General features: G+C 41.5%; 15 protein-coding genes, 4 tRNA genes, 1 other RNA gene and 1 pseudogene. 8 read left to right on the top strand and 13 right to left on the bottom strand.

The window, feature by feature from the left end; translation table 11 throughout:
- Positions 1-58: 58 nt before the first annotated feature.
- Complete coding sequence (locus A3217_RS06345) at positions 59-355, top strand: ATP-dependent Clp protease adaptor ClpS (protein ID WP_066388990.1); 297 nt, start codon at positions 59-61, stop codon at positions 353-355.
- 143 nt (positions 356-498) lie between these two features.
- On the opposite strand, the gene A3217_RS06340 is transcribed toward A3217_RS06345, so the two are convergent.
- Positions 499-690, bottom strand: a complete 192-nt coding sequence (locus tag A3217_RS06340; RefSeq protein WP_066388989.1) for a hypothetical protein — start codon at positions 688-690, stop codon at positions 499-501.
- Between the two features lie 163 nt (positions 691-853).
- Here A3217_RS06340 and A3217_RS06335 point away from each other — a divergent pair, with 163 nt between their 5' ends.
- The 3 genes and pseudogenes from A3217_RS06335 to A3217_RS09055 form a co-directional block, all read left to right on the top strand.
- Positions 854-3,103 carry an AAA family ATPase gene (locus A3217_RS06335; RefSeq protein ID WP_066388987.1) on the top strand — a complete coding sequence of 750 codons (2,250 nt, stop codon included), beginning with the start codon at positions 854-856 and terminating at the stop codon, positions 3,101-3,103.
- Positions 3,104-3,124: 21 nt separating this feature from the next.
- Positions 3,125-3,464: RNase P RNA component class A (rnpB, locus tag A3217_RS06330), an RNA gene on the top strand.
- Positions 3,465-3,541: 77 nt separating this feature from the next.
- A pseudogene (locus tag A3217_RS09055) lies at positions 3,542-3,841 on the top strand (glycosyltransferase family A protein); the annotation flags it as partial.
- 1,519 nt (positions 3,842-5,360) lie between these two features.
- Here the strand turns inward: A3217_RS09055 and A3217_RS06320 are convergent.
- From A3217_RS06320 to fliW, 10 genes are all read right to left on the bottom strand, one after another.
- Positions 5,361-5,816, bottom strand: a complete 456-nt coding sequence (locus A3217_RS06320; protein ID WP_231860216.1) for a methyltransferase type 11 — start codon at positions 5,814-5,816, stop codon at positions 5,361-5,363.
- A gap of 58 nt (positions 5,817-5,874) precedes the next feature.
- Positions 5,875-6,201 (bottom strand): class I SAM-dependent methyltransferase, encoded by a 327-nt coding sequence (locus A3217_RS06315; protein ID WP_066388981.1) that lies wholly within the window; start codon positions 6,199-6,201, stop codon positions 5,875-5,877.
- 51 nt (positions 6,202-6,252) lie between these two features.
- Entirely contained in the window at positions 6,253-6,816 is a 564-nt protein-coding gene (gene folE, locus A3217_RS06310) for a GTP cyclohydrolase I FolE (protein WP_066388978.1), read from the bottom strand.
- A 30-nt stretch (positions 6,817-6,846) separates the two neighbouring features.
- Positions 6,847-8,178: an outer membrane family protein gene (locus tag A3217_RS06305; RefSeq protein ID WP_066388977.1), complete on the bottom strand. Its 1,332-nt coding sequence runs from the start codon at positions 8,176-8,178 to the stop codon at positions 6,847-6,849.
- A gap of 298 nt (positions 8,179-8,476) precedes the next feature.
- Positions 8,477-8,553: transfer RNA gene (locus A3217_RS06300), tRNA-Asp, on the bottom strand.
- Between the two features lie 37 nt (positions 8,554-8,590).
- A tRNA-Val gene (locus tag A3217_RS06295) sits at positions 8,591-8,666 on the bottom strand.
- 16 nt (positions 8,667-8,682) lie between these two features.
- A tRNA-Glu gene (locus tag A3217_RS06290) sits at positions 8,683-8,757 on the bottom strand.
- A gap of 73 nt (positions 8,758-8,830) precedes the next feature.
- A tRNA-Lys gene (locus A3217_RS06285) sits at positions 8,831-8,906 on the bottom strand.
- Positions 8,907-8,975: 69 nt separating this feature from the next.
- Positions 8,976-11,009 carry an ATP-dependent helicase gene (locus A3217_RS06280; RefSeq protein ID WP_066388976.1) on the bottom strand — a complete coding sequence of 678 codons (2,034 nt, stop codon included), beginning with the start codon at positions 11,007-11,009 and terminating at the stop codon, positions 8,976-8,978.
- A gap of 45 nt (positions 11,010-11,054) precedes the next feature.
- Positions 11,055-11,465: a flagellar assembly protein FliW gene (gene fliW, locus A3217_RS06275; RefSeq protein ID WP_066388975.1), complete on the bottom strand. Its 411-nt coding sequence runs from the start codon at positions 11,463-11,465 to the stop codon at positions 11,055-11,057.
- Between the two features lie 69 nt (positions 11,466-11,534).
- Here fliW and A3217_RS06270 point away from each other — a divergent pair, with 69 nt between their 5' ends.
- Positions 11,535-14,228: a valine--tRNA ligase gene (locus tag A3217_RS06270; protein WP_066388974.1), complete on the top strand. Its 2,694-nt coding sequence runs from the start codon at positions 11,535-11,537 to the stop codon at positions 14,226-14,228.
- A 22-nt stretch (positions 14,229-14,250) separates the two neighbouring features.
- On the opposite strand, the gene dxr is transcribed toward A3217_RS06270, so the two are convergent.
- Both dxr and A3217_RS06260 read right to left on the bottom strand, forming a co-directional pair.
- Positions 14,251-15,480 (bottom strand): 1-deoxy-D-xylulose-5-phosphate reductoisomerase, encoded by a 1,230-nt coding sequence (gene dxr / locus A3217_RS06265; protein ID WP_066388972.1) that lies wholly within the window; start codon positions 15,478-15,480, stop codon positions 14,251-14,253.
- Between the two features lie 12 nt (positions 15,481-15,492).
- A complete protein-coding gene (locus A3217_RS06260; protein ID WP_231860215.1) occupies positions 15,493-16,284 on the bottom strand; it encodes a phosphatidate cytidylyltransferase in 792 nt (263 codons plus the stop codon).
- Positions 16,285-16,476: 192 nt separating this feature from the next.
- On the opposite strand from A3217_RS06260, the gene A3217_RS06255 reads away from it, so the two are divergent.
- Genes A3217_RS06255 through purS form a run of 3 tightly spaced genes read left to right on the top strand, consistent with a single transcriptional unit; the run spans position 16,477 to position 18,825 of the window.
- Complete coding sequence (locus A3217_RS06255) at positions 16,477-17,811, top strand: S41 family peptidase (protein ID WP_066388969.1); 1,335 nt, start codon at positions 16,477-16,479, stop codon at positions 17,809-17,811.
- A gap of 36 nt (positions 17,812-17,847) precedes the next feature.
- Entirely contained in the window at positions 17,848-18,561 is a 714-nt protein-coding gene (gene purC / locus A3217_RS06250; RefSeq protein ID WP_066388968.1) for a phosphoribosylaminoimidazolesuccinocarboxamide synthase, read from the top strand.
- A 24-nt stretch (positions 18,562-18,585) separates the two neighbouring features.
- Complete coding sequence (purS, locus tag A3217_RS06245; RefSeq protein ID WP_066388967.1) at positions 18,586-18,825, top strand: phosphoribosylformylglycinamidine synthase subunit PurS; 240 nt, start codon at positions 18,586-18,588, stop codon at positions 18,823-18,825.
- Positions 18,826-18,829 lie beyond the last annotated feature (4 nt).

Below are 18,829 nucleotides of genomic sequence, written 5' to 3'. Positions count from 1 at the left end.
TTTCTTATTCAATGGAAAAGTTTTGGTAGAATACGCCCTAAAAATTTAAAGGAGTTTAATGCCACGAAGCAATACAGAAAGCGCGACAGACTTGCTTTTAGAAGAGCCCAAATTACACGAAGTGATAATTTTAAATGATAATTGGACGACGATGGAGTTTGTCGTGGATATTTTGATAAAAATTTTTGACAAAAACTTTAATGACGCAAAGAACATTATGCTACGCATACACGAAGAGGGCTTGGGCGTGTGCGGAATCTACCCCTATGATATTGCTGAGCTCAAGGTCAAACTCACACTAGAGCGCGCCCGCAAAGAAGGACACCCGTTGCGTATGGAAACACGCGAGGTGTAGATTCCCAAAACTTTCAAATAGCGGGAGAGAATCTTGGATTCCAACAAGAAAAACGCGTTGAGTATTTGCACGCAAGCAAAGCAGAATTCACCCCCCCCAGCAAAGATACTATATTTTAAGGCAAAACGCTTCAAGGAATAAAACTAAAGCATAAATTTCAGCATTGCGCCCATTGCTACAATAGTGCGAATTTTTAGCCCATCAAGCCCGATTCTTTGTTGTAGTCCTATATTGACAACCTCGACAAAGGCTTTCTCCAACGCCTCAGCCTGCTCTTTGTTAGGTAAAATATCGCGCAAAAGAGTTTTGAAACTTTCATTTAGCACAACCATCATTTTTTTGCTTCCTTAAATTTTTTATCCTCTTAAATTTTCGCAAGCAAGACACATTTTAGCTCTTTAGATAAAATGCACTTTGCAAGAAAAATGCAATGTTTTATGGTAGTGATTAGCTAAAGTTTTTTACAATGATTTAAAAAATATTTTAAAAGGTTTGAAAATGGCAAGTAACAATTTTGCACAAGTGATCGCGGAGGCGATAAATATCGCTAGGGATATGCGACATAATATTCTTACAACTGAGCACGTATTTTTCGCGCTGTTGCGTAACAAAGAGGGTGAGGAATTGCTAGAGAAATGCGGTGGTAATGTCGCGCAAATGGGAGAATATATCTATCGCTATTTGACAAAATACCTCCCAAGTTTGCAGAATCTCAATTCTCGCCCAGAGCACACGCCAGCTTTAGAGCGCATTTTTACTTCTATGGTCGCGCATGTCGAGGCGCAGGGCAATAAACAAGCTGAAGTGGGCGACTTTCTAGCTGCGGTTTTGGAGGAGCGTGAGAGCTATGCGGCTAAAGTTTTAGAGTCTCAAGGCATTGACAGATTTATCCTCACTGCACAGCTTATCGAGGAGGAGCAACGCTCTAGAGGTGCGCACGATGGTGCAGAGGCTACAAGACAAGGCAATGAAAGTTACCTTGCGCAATTTGCAAAAAATCTCACAAAAGCCGCCAAAGAAGGCAAGATTGACCCAATCATCGGGCGCAGTGAGGAGATTTTGCGTCTAAGTGAGATTCTTTGTCGGCGCAAGAAAAATAATCCTGTGCTTATCGGAGAATCTGGCGTGGGGAAAACGGCCATTGCTGAAGGGCTCGCGCTTGAGATTGCAAATAAGCGCGTACCTATGGCTTTGCACGATGCACAGATTTTCGCGCTTGACTTGGCTGCGATGGTGTCAGGGAGTAAGTATCGAGGTGATTTTGAAAAGCGCTTAAAAGGCGCGCTTAGCGAGCTAGAATCTATCCCAAATAGCATTGTTTTTATCGATGAGATTCATACAATTGTAGGTGCGGGCGCTACGAGTAATAGCGGGCTTGACGCTTCAAATCTCTTGAAACCCGCGCTTGCAAGCGGTAGTCTGCGTTGTATTGGCGCGAGCACATTTAATGAGTTTAAGCAGACTTTTGACAAGGATAAAGCACTTTTGCGGAGATTTTCAAAGGTTGAGGTAAAAGAGCCCAGCGTGGAGGATTGCTACAAGATTCTAAAAGCACTTGCGCCAATTTATGAGAAATTCCACAATGTGCGCTATTTGGAATCTGCTATCAAAGCGTGCGTGGATCTTTCTCACCGCTATATAAGCGATAGATTTTTGCCAGATAAAGCGATTGATTTGCTTGATGAAAGTGGCGCATATCATAAAATAAAAATGCAAGATTCTCAAAAAAAAGATGCCGAACTTGGCGTAATCCCTACAATTGGACTCAAAGACATTGAATCTATCATTTCAAAAAGCGTGCATATCCCAAAATCTCAAATCAATCAAGATGAAAGCAAGGTGCTAAAAAACCTAGACAAAAAACTAAAAGAGCGCATTTTCTCGCAAGATAGGGCAATTGATGAGGTTGTGCGCGCGATTTTGAAAAACAAGGCAGGTTTAGGAGAGGTTAATAAACCCATTGGAAGCTTTGTTTTTGCTGGACCTAGTGGCGTTGGGAAAACCGAGCTAAGTCAAGAGCTAGCTAGAATCTTGGGCATTGCGTTTGTGAAGTTTGATATGAGTGAATATATGGAGGCGCATTCCATTTCAAGGCTTATTGGTGCACCGGCGGGATATGTGGGCTTTGAGCAGGGTGGGTTGCTTGTGGATAGTATCCGCAAGAATCCTTACTGCGTGCTTTTGCTCGATGAGATTGAAAAGGCGCATAGTGATATTTATAATGTCCTTTTGCAAGTGCTAGATTCTGCGAGTTTGACGGATAATGCGGGTAATCGTGCGGATTTTAAAAATGTCATTGTTATTATGACGAGTAATGCTGGAAGCAAGGAGGGCAACACGCTTGGCTTTAATATGGATAATAAGGGCAAGAGTGAGGGTGCGATAAAAAATCTTTTCTCGCCAGAGTTTCGCTCGCGCCTTGATGGCGTGGTGCATTTTAACGCGCTTGGCGTGAAGGAATACAAGCTTATTGCAAAAAAATTCCTAGATGATTTAAATGCTCAGCTAAGTGAGAAAAAAATCACACTTTTGCCACAAACTAGCGCGCTAGATTTCCTTGCTACAAGGAGTATGGATAATGATTTGGGTGCGCGCGAGATTAAGCGCCTTATTGATTCTCAAGTCAAACAACCTTTGAGTGAGGAGATTCTCTTTGGGAAGCTTAGACGCGGTGGGAAGGTAAAAATCAGCGTGAAAAAAGCTAGAAATGCGGATTCTAAGCAAGAGCTTTGTGTGGAGATTGTGTAAAGTTTGTTATAATTGCGCCCTTGGGTGTGGCAGGTGGTTGCTTGTGCCTTTTTGTTTGCAAAACAGCACAAGAGGAAAGTCCGAGCTACATTAAGACAAGGATTCCATTTAACAAATGGCTGGCGTAAGTCAAGGGAAAGTGCAACAGAAAAAAACCGCTTTTTTTAAGCAAGGGTGAAAAGGTGGGGTAAGAGCTCACCGACTTTTTAGCAATATTAAGTGCTATGCAAACCCAATCCGTAGCAAGAAGGGCAGGTTGGAAGTCTTAAAATTTAAAGTCCTTCGCACGAGAGGCAAAGTGATTTGTCCCCTAGATAAATAACCACCCACGACAGAACTCGGCTTATGCCACGCCCAAGATTCTATTAAAAGTTAAGTAAAATTTCTTTACAATTCCCACTTTAAATTTGAGCCATAGAATCTAAGGAGGACTTCAAAATGCATAACCATTCCCCCAAACTCAATCAAAAGCAAGAAAAGAAAGTGGGCGTAGTTATCCCAATCTACAATGTGGAGCAATATTTAAGAGAATGCTTAGATTCTGTAATCAATCAAACCTATAAGAATCTACATATAGTTTTAGTCAATGATGGAAGCACAAAAGCACAGAATCTAGAAATAGCAAAAGAATATGTTTTAAGAGATTCTCGCTTTGTCCTCCTTGATAAAGAAAATGGAGGACTAAGCAGTGCTAGAAATGTAGGGATTGAATATTTCAGTGGGAATATAACACTGCAAAAAAGCAATATTGAGGAATACAAAAGCCAAGACAAACAAAACATAAGCAAAAAAGAAACAGGATTTGCTAAGAGAATCCTAAATGAGCAAATAGGGGGGGGGGATAATACTAGTTTAAAAGCTACAAACCCAATCAACCAACAAAACGCAAAGTATGAACGCGAAGCGGAGCCAAGCGGGATTCACTCCCGCGCAGGCGATAGCATTGAAGGAATAGATTCCAAACAACCAAACATCGTTGCAGAATCTACAAACCCAATCAACCAACAAAATACAAAGTATGAACGCGAAGCGGAGCCAAGCGGGATTCACTCCCGCGCAGGCGATAGCATTGAAGGAATAGATTCCAAACAACCAAACATCGTTGCAGAATCTACAAACCCAATCAACCAACAAAATACAAAGTATGAACGCGAAGCGGAGCCAAGCGGGATTCACTCCCGCGCAGGCGATAGCATTGAAGGAATAAAAGCTCTACAAACCTATGAAGTTACAAACCCAAATCCCTACAACATCAAGAAAGTCTTTACACAAGCTAGCAAAGCACAAGAAAATACTTTGCAAAATGACACCAAAAACTCTCTAAACTCTCTAAACTCTTTAGAATCCACACATACCATTCATATTCCTCCACATATTGATTACATTATCTTTTTGGATTCTGATGATTATCTACATTTGACTTGCATTCAATCCTGTCTGGAGACGAATGCGGACAACAAGGCGCAGATAATTTATTATGATGACACCTTAGTCTTTGAAGACATAGAAAAGCCAACTCAGCCTGATTGCACATGGCAGGAAGCTTGGGGTATTACAAAAGCGACTTTTCTAACAACATCTGTTTGGTTGGAAAAAACCATACAGAGAAAAGCAAATTATTTTGGCGTTACACGTGGGGTTGTGATTGATTTTAATTTCCTGCAAAGCGTTAAACTTAGATTTTTAAATGGAATCTACCACGAGGATATACTTTTTGGCGTATTGCTTTTTATGCAGGCTAAAAATATTTTAATCTTGCCAGAGAAGTATTATTACTATCGCTTGCGCGCTGGCAGCACTTGCAATCACAACAATGCGGCGGTGAAAATCCCTCCCTATTTAGAGAAGTTTTTGCCTTATTTTAATGGCAACACAAAACTTGTAAGCAAATATAATTTTGCCAGTTCGTGGGCGCTCATTACCTTGCATACACTAGAATTTTTACAAAATTTTGAAAATAAAGAATTGGTGCAAAGTTTTGAACAAGCCTTTATGCCTTATTATGCAAAGCAGTTTTTATTGCTCTTTGATTGCAAGGCTGATCCGCTAAATTTGCGTCCAAAGCTTTCAATTTTGTTGCCTTATTTGAAAAATACGCGTTTAAGTTTTTATCAGAAAGTCTTAGTCTTTTGTCCGCTCTTGCGACCAATCACAAGCAGAATCCATCGTTTTTACCTATGGCAAAAGGACTTAGAGCGTGAGTTCAGGCGGTGGCGGAAAGGGAGAAGGGCTAGGCTAGGTGAAGTAGCTAGATAAGCTACTTCACGCATTCCATATAAAGGCTCGAAACTCCTTTATATGGGCTTTTGTCGGCATTCATATCAAGCAAATATGTTTCAAAATTTGGAATGTTGGAAGTTTTGAAGTCAAGCACCTTTATATCCCTAAAACCTTCAGAATCTAGCAGACGCGAAAGTGAAAAAGCATCATACATCCATTTATGCCTTTCGCCAATACTTGTGGTGATAAATACTTCATCGCGCAAGTTATTTGGCACAAGTGCGCGCAAGGCTTTAAGATAAAGAGAAAGAAATTTATTAAAGATTTTATCTTTTGTAATTTTTGCAAGTTTTGTGGTTTGTGGCTGTTTGGGTTGCGCTAGAATGTCATCGCCCACGCGCTTTTTGATAAATTTTGCGAGCTTAGTATTTTGTGTTTGTTTGACTTTGTTAAAACAGGCGAGCATTTCCCCACCGCTTTTTACTCTCACCATTTGATCAAAAAGCTCAATAAGCAACCAATCATAATATATTTCTTCATCTTGCTTAAGGCTACTTGCCCCCCCCCCCCATTAGAGGCTTAAGTTTATTGAGACTTTGCAGGTAATTAACGCAAAGATTTTCTAAATCTGGCACGACAATACGCAAAATCCCATTGGGCTTTAAAACGCGTTTGATTTCGGCAAGAATCTTGCGTGCATTTTCTGGTGTCAAATGCTCCAAAAAATGGCTGCTATAAGCTACATCAAAGTAATTTTCTTTATATGGCAATTGAGAAAGTAAATTAACTTTTTTTACATTTTTATCAATCGGGCTAAAGTCGATATTTTCCCAACCTTTAGCAATCCTCGCTCCGCAGGCAAAATTTAGCATTTTCATCATTGCTCCTTTGAGGTTTTTTGAAACGCGTGTAGCATTTTTTCAAGATTCTTATTTCACTAACTGCATAAACTCCGCGCGGGTGCGGGGGTCGCTTTTAAAAAGTCCGCGTAGCGCGGAAGTGATAATGATAGGATTTTTCTGCACGCCACGCATACTCATACAGAGATGACGCGCCTGCGAGGTGACGATGACACCTTTTGGCTTGAGTGTATCAAGGAGGCATTGGGCGATTTGCTCTGTTAGCGTTTCTTGAATCTGCAGTCTTCGCGCATACGCCTCCACCACCCTAGCCAGCGCGCTAAGCCCGGCGATGCGCCCATCGGGAATGTAGCCTATGCTAATGTGTCCAAAAAATGGCAACAAATGATGTTCGCACATAGAATAAAATTCAATATCTTTAGCAATCACCATTTCATCACACACACCCTCTTGAAAGGTCGCGCCTAGCAATTCCTTTGGGTCTTGCTTATAGCCACTCAATAAGTCGCTAAAAGACTGCACTGCGCGCTGTGGCGTTTGCTTTAAACCCTCGCGCTTGGGATTTTCACCAAGATTCTCACAAAGTGTGTGAAAAAATCCACTAAATTGCTCTAGCAAACGATTGTGTCCCATTGGCTAGCTACTTTTGTGTTTGTAAAATACCTAAAAACTATGCGCGATATAAAAGAATATATGGCTTCTGTCGTCTGTGCGCTTTTGTGCAATTCCGCCTGTGTTATCAATTCCGCCGCTGCCACCATTTACTCTATAATAGCCATAAATGGGATTGTAGCCGGCTTTTGTTGTGTCTATAAAGCCTTCAATTTTCCCACCCACGCTAATATCTTCTCGGAGCTTGTATTTGAGGATGAGTGCAAGGCTAGATTCTGCGCTTCTGGGTGAATTTGTCCCGCGCGCGAGAATCTGCCAATCAAGCGCGCCGTGTGTCGCGCCCACAAAGCCAAAACCTGTAAATGCATCTTTGCCTACAATATCATTGAGTGCTGCTCCTTGCTCGTATGCGCTTGCTGTCCAAATGTCAAGCAAAGCGTTGAGCGGATTTCCCCAAGTCCCAATGAGTGCGTTTGCATTGCCAAAGTTTTTATAAACCCCTGCGCCAAATGAGAAGTTATTGACTTGAGTTTTTAAATCTAATAAAAGCGAAGCAGTGCTTGATTCTATAACGCCCCAATTGCGACCTAAACTATTAAAGCCAGCGTTTTTTTGAGGGAAAATTGCATTGGCTTTGATAATGGTACGCACGCCACTACCATCAAATTGTGGGTTTGTATCATAGCTTAAACTAGCGCCGGGAGCTGTAAATTTCGTAGGCACAAAATAAGTGAAAAGTGATGCGCCAAATCCGCCAAATGTTGCATCGACACCAAATGCGTAGGTTTGGCGATTGTGCCCTTTGGAATCTTTCCCATGCACGCGGTAAAAGTCATTAAACCATTGATTGTAGGCAAATGCTCTGCGGTTAGACCAAAAACCCCAAACTTTAAATGCGCTAAAGGTTATGTAGCCCTCAGCACCTTGATTGTAGCCACTAAAATATTTACCTACTTTACCTGATTCATAGCGCCCAAGCTTGAGATAGACATTGTTAGAATTATACTGCGCGAAGGCATTTTGCACCATATAATTTTGCAAAGAAGCCTTATCCCAGCTCACGCCATAATATGAGTTTTGCACGGGAGTGCCTACGGCGCCATTTGTGGTTGCTGGAGCGTTGGTAGTAGAGTCAAAGGCAAGTCCGCCTATCGCACCGCCAAGCCCGACTTCAAACCCTGCGCCCAAATCCGCATTGATATTAAGCTGACTAAAAAGCGTTGTGAAGCTTTCAGTTGGCGCGATACCTCTTTGGATATTTAGCGCTTGATTATTAAAACCCCATTTTGTGAAAGTCTCTGCTGTGCCATTCACTTTGTAGTCAAATGCGTGCAGCGCGCCTGTCATCGCAAAAGGCACAAGAGAAAAGACAAATTTTTTCATATCCGTTCCTTTTAAATTTTAATCTGAAGTCGAAAAACTTGTAGTCCAAGTGTGGAAGTATAGCAGAAAGTTTAAAGAGTATTGTCTGCTTTGTAAAAATATGCTAGGGAAGGTTGGCGATTTGTAACTTTTTATTGTTTGTTATTACTTGTGTTGTTGATTTTGAAAAAAGAGTAAAAATGTTTTAAGGTGGCAAGATGGGCTCGATAAGATGGGTTTTGGGCTAAGTATTAAAAAAGTAGGCTAACCTTGTGCGTAAGGTGGGGTAAGTGCGTAAGGTGGGTAAATTATGAAAAAGTGGCGGAACGGACGGGGCTCGAACCCGCGACCCCCTGCGTGACAGGCAGGTATTCTAACCAACTGAACTACCGCTCCAAAAATATTCCACAAGATTCTTAAAAAAGTGGCAAAGTGGTGGTCGCTATAAGACTCGAACTTATGACATCCACCTTGTAAGGGTGGCGCTCTACCAACTGAGCTAAGCGACCAAATGGGAAATAAAAGTGGTGACCCCGAGGGGACTCGAACCCCTGTAGCCACCGTGAAAGGGTGGTATCCTAACCGCTAGATGACGGGGCCACTTTTATTTAAAAACACCAAAGCTAGAAAAACTTTAAGAGAATCCTAAAAACTTTGGAAAACTAGAAAATGGTGGTGACCCGTGTTGGATTCGAACCAACGGCCCATTCCTTAAAAGGGAATTGCTCTACCAGCTGAGCTAACGGGTCATTTAATTAAGCAAAAATAAAGTGCGGCTGTTTCAAAAGGCAAAATTATAGTGATTTTATGCGCCTTTGTCAAGAACTTTCGCTCTCTTTTTGTAAAAGATTTGCTTCATACAAAAAACGCGAGGGCACATAATCGATATTTTTTAACACATCTTTGAGCGCGTAAGACAAAATGAGATTCTCCTTTGCACGCGTGAGCGCGACATAAAAAAGTCGCCGTTCCTCTTCAATGCTTCCACCCTTATTTACAAGCTTAATGTTTGGGAATCTGCCCTCCATCAAATCCACCACATACACATCTCTAAACTCCAATCCCTTGCTCGCATGCACGCTTAGCAGATTCACGCCATTACCCTCACTTGCCTCCGTTGAGATGAGCACCATCGCATTTAAGAAGCTTGACATATCTTGATAGCTACGCGCTAAGTCGTGCAGGAGAGAGATTTTGCGCGCGATATTCTCCTTTGCTTTTTCCTCTTTTGGAGAATCTATACTGCCATCTTTGTTTTTTGCGCGCTCTTTTGCAAGTGTGTGTGTAATTTTTTGAAAAAATGTGCTTTGTGAAATTTGCAAAATAAGGTATTTTGGGGTTTTTAGCTCTTTTGTTTGAGAAAGCAAAAGGTAAAATTCATTGAGAAATTCCGCGCTTTGAGCATTCAGCTTTGGGTGTTCAAAAAGTGGGTGTGAGGCAAAATTTTTATCTAACAGCGCGTTAAAACGCTCTTTTGCTTGTAATGCAAAAAAATCATCAAAAAGTCCTAGTTGCGTGTTTTTTGCTTTTTGCTCGAAACTTCTCACGGAAAGATTTGGCTTAAAAAGCCCTTGCAACGCATTTCCATCGCCAAGTCGCAATAAAGATTCAAATAAATCTCTTGCCACCGCGCTTCCTATACCTTTACCATAACTTAGCGCGTTGATATACGCCATCATATCGCTTTTATGTGTGACAATCGCACATAAATCAAGCAAAAGCACAACCTCTTTACTTTCAAAAAAGCTCGAGCTTCCCTTGCGCTTGCACGGGATATTGAGTGTTCTTAGGCTGGCTTCTAGCCCATCAGCGCTTGAGTTATTGCGGAAAATGATTGCAATATCAGAATGTGTGTGTTTGCTTTGCGCGATTGCCTGCGCGATTCCTTGATACTGCAAAAACAGCTCATCAAAGCCCAAAAGTTTTGGTGCTTCAAAATTCCCGTTCTTAACGACTTCAAGCTTTTTGGGGTAGATTCTCTCATTGTGTTCGATGACCTTGTTTGCAAGAGCGAGAATTTGCGCGCTGGAGCGGTAATTTTTGCTTAAACTAAAGACTCTTGCATTTTCATAAGTGCTTGCAAAACTGCTAATAATGCTAATATCCGCACCATTAAAAGCATAAATGCTTTGGTCATAATCACCCACACAAAAAAGACTTTCTGGCTTGAGTGCTTTAAGGATAGAATCTTGCAGGGGATTAGTATCTTGATACTCATCGCAAAGCACCTCGGCGAAATCTGGTGTTTTTTGGCTAATCGCCTTTCGATAAAGGAGTAGCAAATCATTGTAATCCGCATAATGATGGGCTTTTTTAAGCTCAGTAAATTCTGCAAGCATATCCTCATAAATAGCGGTGTATTCCTCTTGTTGAGGTTGCCTTTTGGTAATCCACTCACCAAAGCTTCCGCTAAAACTACTATTAATAAAAAGTGAGTAAATATCATAGAGATATTGGCTTGAGTAGGGCGGTTGGCTTGAGCGATTGAGAAAAACACGCTTTTCGTAGAGGCTCTTAAAAAGCACTCTTAATTCTTTTGGTTGTTTTAAGCGGATTTGAGAATGTTGCTTTAAATAGCGATATGCCACAGCGTGGAAAGTACCAGATTCTATCTCTCCAGCGACTTTTGGGCTAAAAAATTTACCCACGCGCTCTATCATTTCTTGACTCGCTTTGTTTGTAAAAGTTAGCAACAGAATCTCCTTTGGCGCGACACCACTTTGCAAAAGATGCGCGATGCGCCCCACAATCGTGGAAGTTTTGCCTGTGCCAGCCGAAGCGATGATGAGATTATATCCGCGTGGCGCGCTTGCAGCAGCGCGCTGTTGTGCGTTTAGAAGTGAAATAGGCATTAGCTAGAGTGTAGATTCCTAAAGTATTGGGCTTTGTTGAAGCTTTTATGGACGCAGGGATTCTAGTAATTCTTTTGGTAAAAATTCTTTGATAGGCTTTGTAATGCCAAAACTCGGATAATCTTTGAGATTTAACACTACTTGTGCGATATATTTTTTACTCGGATTAAACACAATTGGTGAAAGGAAGCTCACTTGAGAATCTTCAATCGGGCTTTGCACCACAAGCACGCAATACACCTCGATTTTATCGCTTTGTTTCAAATCCAGCATAAGCTCTGTGGCGGTAGGAATGCTGAAATTATATTCCTTTAAAAGTGCGTAAGGATTAATCAAAATAAGTCCCATTGAGCCATCAAGCGCACTAATTCTGCAAAATACATCATCAATTTTTTCAAACTCCACTTGCACGACATTTTCAAAACCTAGAATCGGCGATTTGACTTCATATTGCATAAATTCTCCTTTATTTTTTGGCTATAATGGCGTGATTATAACACAAGATTAAGACTTTAAGGCACTTTTATGCAAGAGAATCTTCCAACACAGACTAAAAATACAAATCCCAATACTCAAAAGGGCTACAATCCAGCGAGCATAGAATCCCAGATTTATGAGATTTGGCAAGAGCGCGGGTATTTTGAAGTAGATAGAAGCAAGAAGAAAAATTTTTGCATTATGATGCCTCCACCAAATGTCACCGGCGTGCTACATATCGGGCACGCGCTAACCTTGAGCCTGCAAGATATTATCGTGCGCTATAAGCGTATGGACGGCTATGCTACGCTTTATCAGCCCGGAATGGACCACGCTGGGATTGCTACGCAAAACATTGTAGAAAAACAACTTCTTGCAAAGGGTGTGAATAAGCAGGATTTGGGCAGAGAGGCGTTTTTGCAAAAAGTGTGGGAGTGGAAAGAAGAATCTGGTGGGAAAATCTTAGAACAAATGCGTAAGCTTGGCATTTCACCTGCGTGGAGTAGATTGCGCTTTACAATGGATAAAGGCTTGCAAAATGCCGTGAAAAAAGCGTTTGTGCATTGGTACAATCAAGGGCTTATCGTGCAAGATTCTTATATGATAAATTGGTGCGTGCATGATGGTGCGTTGAGCGATATAGAAGTCGAGTATGAGGAGAATGAAAGCAGTTTGTATTACCTGCGCTATTTTTTGGTTGAGAATCCTAGCGAATATGTGGTTGTAGCCACCACGCGTCCGGAAACATTTTTTGGCGATAGTGCAGTGATGGTGAATCCGCAGGATTTGCGTTATAAGCATTTGGTAGGGAAGTCTGTGCGCCTGCCTTTGAGTGAAAAAGAAATCCCTATCATTGCAGATTCTTGTGTGGATATGACGTTTGGGACAGGTTGCGTGAAGGTAACGCCCGCGCACGATATGAACGACTATCAAGTGGGAAAAATGCATAATATTCCTTCATTTGTGGTGTTTGATGAAAAAGGGATTCTAAACGCGCTTGCAGGGGAGTTTGAAGGCTTGGAACGCTTGAGTGCGAGGGAAAAAATTATTGCAAAACTTCAGGCGCTTAACTTTGTAGAAAAAATAGAATCTTACACAAACAAAGTTGGTAAATGTTATCGTTGCGGGAGCGTGATTGAGCCTTATATTTCAAAGCAGTGGTTTGTCAAAAAGGAAGTTGCCGCAAATGCTATCAAGCGCGTGAATGCTAAGGAAGCGCAGTTTTTCCCACCTGCTTGGCTGAATAATTATAATGCGTGGATGAATGAATTGCGCGATTGGTGTATCTCGCGCCAACTTTGGTGGGGACATAGAATCCCGGTGTGGTATTGTGAGTGTGGGGAAAAAATCGCAAGCGAAGTTGATAATCCCACTTGTCCTAAATGTAGTGCCCGCGCTCAAACACAAGATTCTGATGTACTTGATACTTGGTTTAGTTCCGCGCTTTGGGCGTTTAGCACGCTTGGTTGGGGGAATGGAGAGTTTGCAGGTGATACGCAAGATTCTCTATATGAAAGTGATGATTTAGAACGCTTTTATCCAAATTCTTTGCTTATCACCGGCTTTGATATTCTCTTTTTTTGGGTGGCTAGAATGCTCCTTAGTGGGGAATCTTTGCTTGGCAAGCTGCCTTTTAAGGATATTTATTTGCACGCGCTTGTGCGCGATGAGTTTGGCAATAAAATGAGTAAGTCGCGTGGCAATATCATCGACCCGCTTGAAATCATCAAAAGTTATGGCGCGGATTGTTTGCGCTATTGTCTTGCAAGCCTTTGCGCGCAGGGACGCGATATTAAGCTTTCTTACACGCAACTTGATTTGTCAAAAAATTTCGCAAATAAAATCTATAACGCCGCGCAATTTTTGATGTTGTATGCAAAGCAGTTGCGCCCAGAAAATCCTACTTTTTCAGAGTTGCAAGATTTTAACACACCGCTTGGGTGCTATTTGCGCGCGCGCTTAAATACCACAATCACACAATTGCGCGCCTCTCTTGAAACCTATCGTTTTAATGAAGCCACAAGTATTATCGAGCACTTTTTGTGGAATGAATTTTGTGATTGGGGTATTGAGCTTGCAAAGGCGCAAAAAGAGGCGATTTTTGAGCTTGGCGCGATTTTTATGCAGGCTTTGAAACTCTTGCATCCATTTATGCCATTTTTGAGCGAGGATTTGTGGCAAATGCTAAGAGGCACGAAGCTTGCAGATTCTACCTCGATTATGATTGAGCCATTTCCGCAGGTAGGGCAGAGGAGCGAGGAGCAGGCGCGTGCAGATTCTCTTTTGGAGGCACATTTTGCGCGCATTAAAGATTGCATTGTGTCTTTGCGCCGTTTGAAAGCGACCTTAGAGCTTGGGAATGCCACAATCTCGCAGGTATTTTTCAAGCTTGATGTGGAGGTGGATTCTGCACTTTTGGAACGCTTTGTATGCAAGCTTGCAAAGGTTGAAAAAATTAGCCTTGTGGATTCTAAACCACAGGGTTGTATTGGCGATGTGAGCGAGTATGCACAAAGCTTTGTGAAGCTGGAGGGCATCGATTTGAGCGCGATTATTATGCGTCTGAACGCTCAAGATTCTAGATTGCAAAAGGAAATTACGAAGCTTGCAACCCAGCTAGAAAATCCAAACTTTGTAAAAAATGCTCCAATGCAGGTTTTAGAGCAGACAAAAGCTGGACTAAAAAACGCGCAGGAATTGCAACAAAAAGTGCAAAACGAGTTAAAGGCGTTGCAAGTTTAGGCTTGTGCTTAAGATTCTATTTTTAGTCACAATATGCAAGGCTGTATTTGCGCACAGCAGAATCTAGCTCTTTGATTTCGTCCAAACTTGCAAGCGTGCAGTTTTTGCTTGATTCAAACTTTTCAAGTGCGCGCAAAATAATCTTTTCAATCGCGCCAAATTTAATCCGCCCGCTTAAAAACGCGCCCACAGCGATTTCATTACTTGCGTTGAGTGCCACACCTAGTTTTGGCGCATTTAAGAGTGTGGATTTGAGATTCCATAATGGATAGCGCTTTGTGTCAATGGGCGCAAGGCAAAGGTTAGTAAGCGCACTCAAATCAAGAGGCGTGATGATATTTTGCGTGCATGCAAGGGTTGGATTTAGCGCATAGGCGATAGGTAAGCGCATATCGGACTGACAAATATGCGCGCACAGCGAGCCATCGACAAACTCTATGAGCGCGTGGATTAGCGAGTTTTTTTCAATTAACGCGTTAATGCACTCGATACCAAAGAGCCAACGCGCCTCTAGCACCTCAAAAAGTTTGTTTATCATTGTCGCACTATCGATGGTGATTTTCTGCCCCATTGACCAATTTGGGTGCTTGAGCGCTTCTTGTGGCGTGGCATTTGCAAGCTTTTCTAATGGCATATCGCGTAGTGCGCCCCCACTGGCAGTAAGCAAAAGCTGTTTTATGCTATTTTGCGCGTGGGAATCTTGTGAATTCTGATTTTTTTTAGAATCTTGCGTGTTTTGGGAATGTTTAGAATCTTGTAGATTCTGAAAATTTACAGAATCTTGTGCGTGTGAAAATTGCGTATTTTGCGCCAAATACCATAGCCCAAAATGCTCACTATCAATAGGCGTGATTTTGTGGTTTTTTAAAAGCCAGCCCGCCACAACCAAGCTTTCTTTATTTGCAAGTGCTAGTTTTTTGCCACATTGCTTTGCTTGCAGGCTCGGGGCAAGCCCAGCAAAGCCAACGAGCGCATTTACAACAAGCGCACTTTGTGAATCTGTAATCATTTCTAAAAGCCCAGATTCTCCGCAATACACGCTAATATTATGCTTTTTGATAAACGCGTTATCAAGTTTTGGAATATCTTTAGAATCTGCAATAGCAATTTTTTGCGGCAACACTTCGCGCATTTGGGTATTTAGCAAAGTGATATTGCGCCCAGCGCTTAAGGATTCTATGGGGATATTGAAAGCTTTTGTGACTTTTATGGTATTGACACCAATTGAGCCTGTGCTGCCTAGGAGAATCATAAAATTTTAAAATTATGTAAAAAATGAAAGCACAAATTGCATGCCAATGGCGCTAAATAAAATCGCGTCAACCCTGTCTAAAATGCCCCCGTGTCCGGGTAAAATTCCACCGCTATCTTTTATTTGAGCTGTGCGCTTTAAGTAGCTTTCAAACAAATCGCCAAATACAGCCAGCACAGAGACTACAAATGCGCCAACAAGTGCTAAGGCAAAATTAGGAAAGAATCCTACAAAAAACACACTTCCTGCAATCACGCCACAAAGCACGCCTACAATCACACCTTCAATGGTTTTCTTAGGCGAAGTGGGGCAAAATGGCGTCCTACCAAATGCTTTTCCGCCAAAATATGCGCCTGTATCTGTGAGCGCGACTATCATAATGAGACTTATAAGTCCCAATCTATCGAGGTTTATATACACTTCCCAAATACACAAAAACGGCAAAGTTGGATAGATAAAAGGTAAAAGCATTTTTGGGCTAATCTTTCTGGTATAAGCAAGATAGGAAGCATAGAGCAAGAGGACAAAAAATCCACAATAAAGGGGCTTAGCGCTAAAATATGCACCCACCCAAGCAAGCGCGCAAAAAGCATAACAATGCCATACGCCTTCAATCTTAAAAAGACCAAAAGATTCTTTCACTCCAAGTATAAAAAGTGCGCCCAAAATCGCCCAAGTTAGTGCTTTGTAATTCAAAAACAATACAAGCGCTAAAATTGCGATGAGTAAAAGCGCGGTGATGTAGCGCTGTTTGTTTGGGGAGCTAAAAAAAAGTGCTTTAAGTTTTTGTAAAAATATTTGCAAGAAAATCCTTTTGGTTTGGAGTTATTTTGATTAAAGTAAGCGCGTATTATAGCAAATTTCCCTTTGTGTTTTTGCTAAAAAGTAGCGTTTTTTTGGTAGAATCCCAACATTTAAGGCGAACATTGGTATCCATATGTATAAATTTTAACACCCAAAAGGGTTCTTAAAGAAAAAAGAAGGGGTTTAACAAAGATGTTTTGGCAAAAAAACATAAGGTATAGAGATGTAAAAAAATTAGCAGGAATTTTTCTTGTAATCGCGTGTCTTGGGCTAGTATTCAATGCAAATGCAGCAGATGATAAAGAGCAAAATAGGCTTGATGCGTATAAAAAACTACGCAAAGTCATTAGCGCGATAGAGGAAGGCTATGTCGATGAGCTTAAAATTGATGCGATTGTGGATAAAGCAATTGATGGGCTTTTGAGTAATCTTGACGCACATTCGGCGTATTTGGATAAAAAGAAATTTGATGATCTTAAAAGTCAGACAGAGGGTGAGTTTGGCGGCATTGGACTTTCGCTTGATATGAAAGATGGCGCGCTCACCGTTGTTGCGCCCATTGACAATACGCCGGCATACAAGGCGGGCATTAAAAGTGGCGATGTGATTTTAAAGATAAATGATGAAAGCACGCTAGGTATGCCAATAGATAGCGCGGTAAATCTTATGCGTGGCAAGCCTAAAACAAAGCTAGAGCTTACCATCGTGCGTTCAGGTGAAAATAAACCACTAATCTTTAATCTCGTGCGTGATATTATCCGCGTGGAATCTGTGAAGGTAAAAAAGATTGAGGGAAGCAATTATGCCTATGTGCGTGTGACTTCCTTTGATAAAAATGTAACGCTTGAAGTGAAGAATGGTCTTAGGGCATTAGGCAAGGTTGATGGCGTTGTGCTTGATTTGCGCTCAAATCCGGGCGGATTGCTTGATCAGGCGGTAGATCTTTCAAAACTTTTTATCAAAAGCGGTGTGATTGTTTCCCAAAAAGGACGCAATAAAAATGAAAATATCGAGTTTAAAGCAAGCGGAATCGCGCCGTATGCGGAATTACCACTTGTGGTGTTAGTCAATGGTGGAAGTGCGAGTGCGAGTGAGATTGTCGCGGGTGCTTTGCAGGATCACAAGCGCGCGATTTTGGTTGGTGAGCCTACATTTGGCAAAGGAAGCGTGCAGGTGGTAATTCGCCTTGATAATGATGAAGCTATTAAGCTTACCATCGCAAAATATTATCTTCCAAGCGGGCGCACAATCCAAGCTGTGGGTGTGCAACCAGATGTGCTTGTATATCCCGGAGCTGTTCCAGAATCTAGCAATAGCTTTTCTATCAAGGAAGCGGATTTGAAGCGCCATTTGCAAGGTGAGCTTGAAAAAATCCAAGACACTAAAGAGGGCAAGGGTTCTTCTAAAGAAACGCAAAAAGATTCTAAAGCAAAAATCATAAATAGCGAAGATGTGTATAAGGATATCCAGCTTAAAAGCGCGATTGATATTCTTAAAGCGTGGAATATCTTTAAGCCGAGCAAATAAATTTTAAATCTTAAAGAGTTTTTACAAGGAGGGACGATGCAAAAGGGCGCGATTATTTATGAGGGCAAGGGCAAGAGGCTTTTCGCAAGTGAAAATACAAATGAAGTGATTGCTGAATTCAAAGATGATTTGACTGCGTTTAATGCCGAGAAAAAAGGCAGTGAGGAGGGCAAAGGCGCGCTAAATTGCCATATTAGCACTGCGCTTTTTGAGCTTTTGGAAAAAGAAGGTATTAAAACGCATTTTATAAAAAAAATCGATGAAACACATATGCTTTGCAAAAGGGTTTCAATAATTCCAATTGAAGTGGTTACGCGTAATGTCGCCACCGGCTCACTTACCAAGAGGCTAGGTATTGAAGAGGGCAGGGAGCTGCCTTTCGCACTGGTAGAGTTCTACTACAAAGATGACGCGCTAGGTGACCCAATTATTAACGATGAGCATTGCAAGATTTTAAATATTACCCAAGATTCTAAAGAATTGGAGTTTTTGAAATCCCAAGCGCGCAAGATTAATGAGATTTTGAAGCAATTCTTTTTAGAGCGCGATTTGAGGTTGATTGATTTTAAACTAGAATTTGGCAGAGACAAAGAGGGAAATATTATTTTGGCTGATGAGATAAGCCCTGATAGTTGTAGATTCTGGGATAAGCAGACAAATCAAAAGCTTGATAAAGATAGATTTAGACAGAATCTAGGAAGTGTGAAAGTTGCCTATGAGGAAGTGCTTAAGCGCATTTTGTCTAAATAATTAAACTTGCTATAAAGGAAAATAATGCAAATAAAAGCTGTTGTGAGTTTGAAAAATGGCGTGCTTGACCCGCAAGCAAAGGCAATCCACCACGCATTAAACACGCATGGTTTTGAATCTCTTAAAGGTGTGCGTTTAGCGCGTGAGATTCTCTTAGATTTAGATGTCGTTGATGAAGCACAGGCGCTAAAAATCGCCAAAGAGATGTGTGAAGAGTTGCTTGCAAATTTGGTGATTGAAGAGTATCAAATTGAGCGTGTGTAAGGAA

This window comes from Helicobacter himalayensis, from assembly GCF_001602095.1.
Lineage (GTDB): Bacteria > Campylobacterota > Campylobacteria > Campylobacterales > Helicobacteraceae > Helicobacter_F > Helicobacter_F himalayensis.
The sequence above is the reverse complement of the archived record's forward strand: the minus strand, read 5'-3'. Positions and strand labels throughout refer to the sequence as shown.

Excerpts from the sequence above, each read along its gene's own strand:
- dxr (WP_066388972.1), bottom strand. The coding sequence starts at position 15,480 with ATGATTCTCCTAGGCAGCACAGGCTCAATTGGTGTCAATACCATAAAA.
- A3217_RS06315 (WP_066388981.1), bottom strand. The coding sequence starts at position 6,201 with ATGAAAATGCTAAATTTTGCCTGCGGAGCGAGGATTGCTAAAGGTTGG.
- A3217_RS06345 (WP_066388990.1), top strand. The coding sequence starts at position 59 with ATGCCACGAAGCAATACAGAAAGCGCGACAGACTTGCTTTTAGAAGAG.
- A3217_RS06280 (WP_066388976.1), bottom strand. The coding sequence starts at position 11,009 with ATGCCTATTTCACTTCTAAACGCACAACAGCGCGCTGCTGCAAGCGCG.
- A3217_RS06255 (WP_066388969.1), top strand. The coding sequence starts at position 16,477 with ATGTTTTGGCAAAAAAACATAAGGTATAGAGATGTAAAAAAATTAGCA.
- A3217_RS06305 (WP_066388977.1), bottom strand. The coding sequence starts at position 8,178 with ATGAAAAAATTTGTCTTTTCTCTTGTGCCTTTTGCGATGACAGGCGCG.
- A3217_RS06335 (WP_066388987.1), top strand. The coding sequence starts at position 854 with ATGGCAAGTAACAATTTTGCACAAGTGATCGCGGAGGCGATAAATATC.
- purS (WP_066388967.1), top strand. The coding sequence starts at position 18,586 with ATGCAAATAAAAGCTGTTGTGAGTTTGAAAAATGGCGTGCTTGACCCG.
- purC (WP_066388968.1), top strand. The coding sequence starts at position 17,848 with ATGCAAAAGGGCGCGATTATTTATGAGGGCAAGGGCAAGAGGCTTTTC.
- folE (WP_066388978.1), bottom strand. The coding sequence starts at position 6,816 with ATGGGACACAATCGTTTGCTAGAGCAATTTAGTGGATTTTTTCACACA.
- A3217_RS06340 (WP_066388989.1), bottom strand. The coding sequence starts at position 690 with ATGATGGTTGTGCTAAATGAAAGTTTCAAAACTCTTTTGCGCGATATT.
- A3217_RS06270 (WP_066388974.1), top strand. The coding sequence starts at position 11,535 with ATGCAAGAGAATCTTCCAACACAGACTAAAAATACAAATCCCAATACT.
- fliW (WP_066388975.1), bottom strand. The coding sequence starts at position 11,465 with ATGCAATATGAAGTCAAATCGCCGATTCTAGGTTTTGAAAATGTCGTG.
- A3217_RS06320 (WP_231860216.1), bottom strand. The coding sequence starts at position 5,816 with ATGGTGAGAGTAAAAAGCGGTGGGGAAATGCTCGCCTGTTTTAACAAA.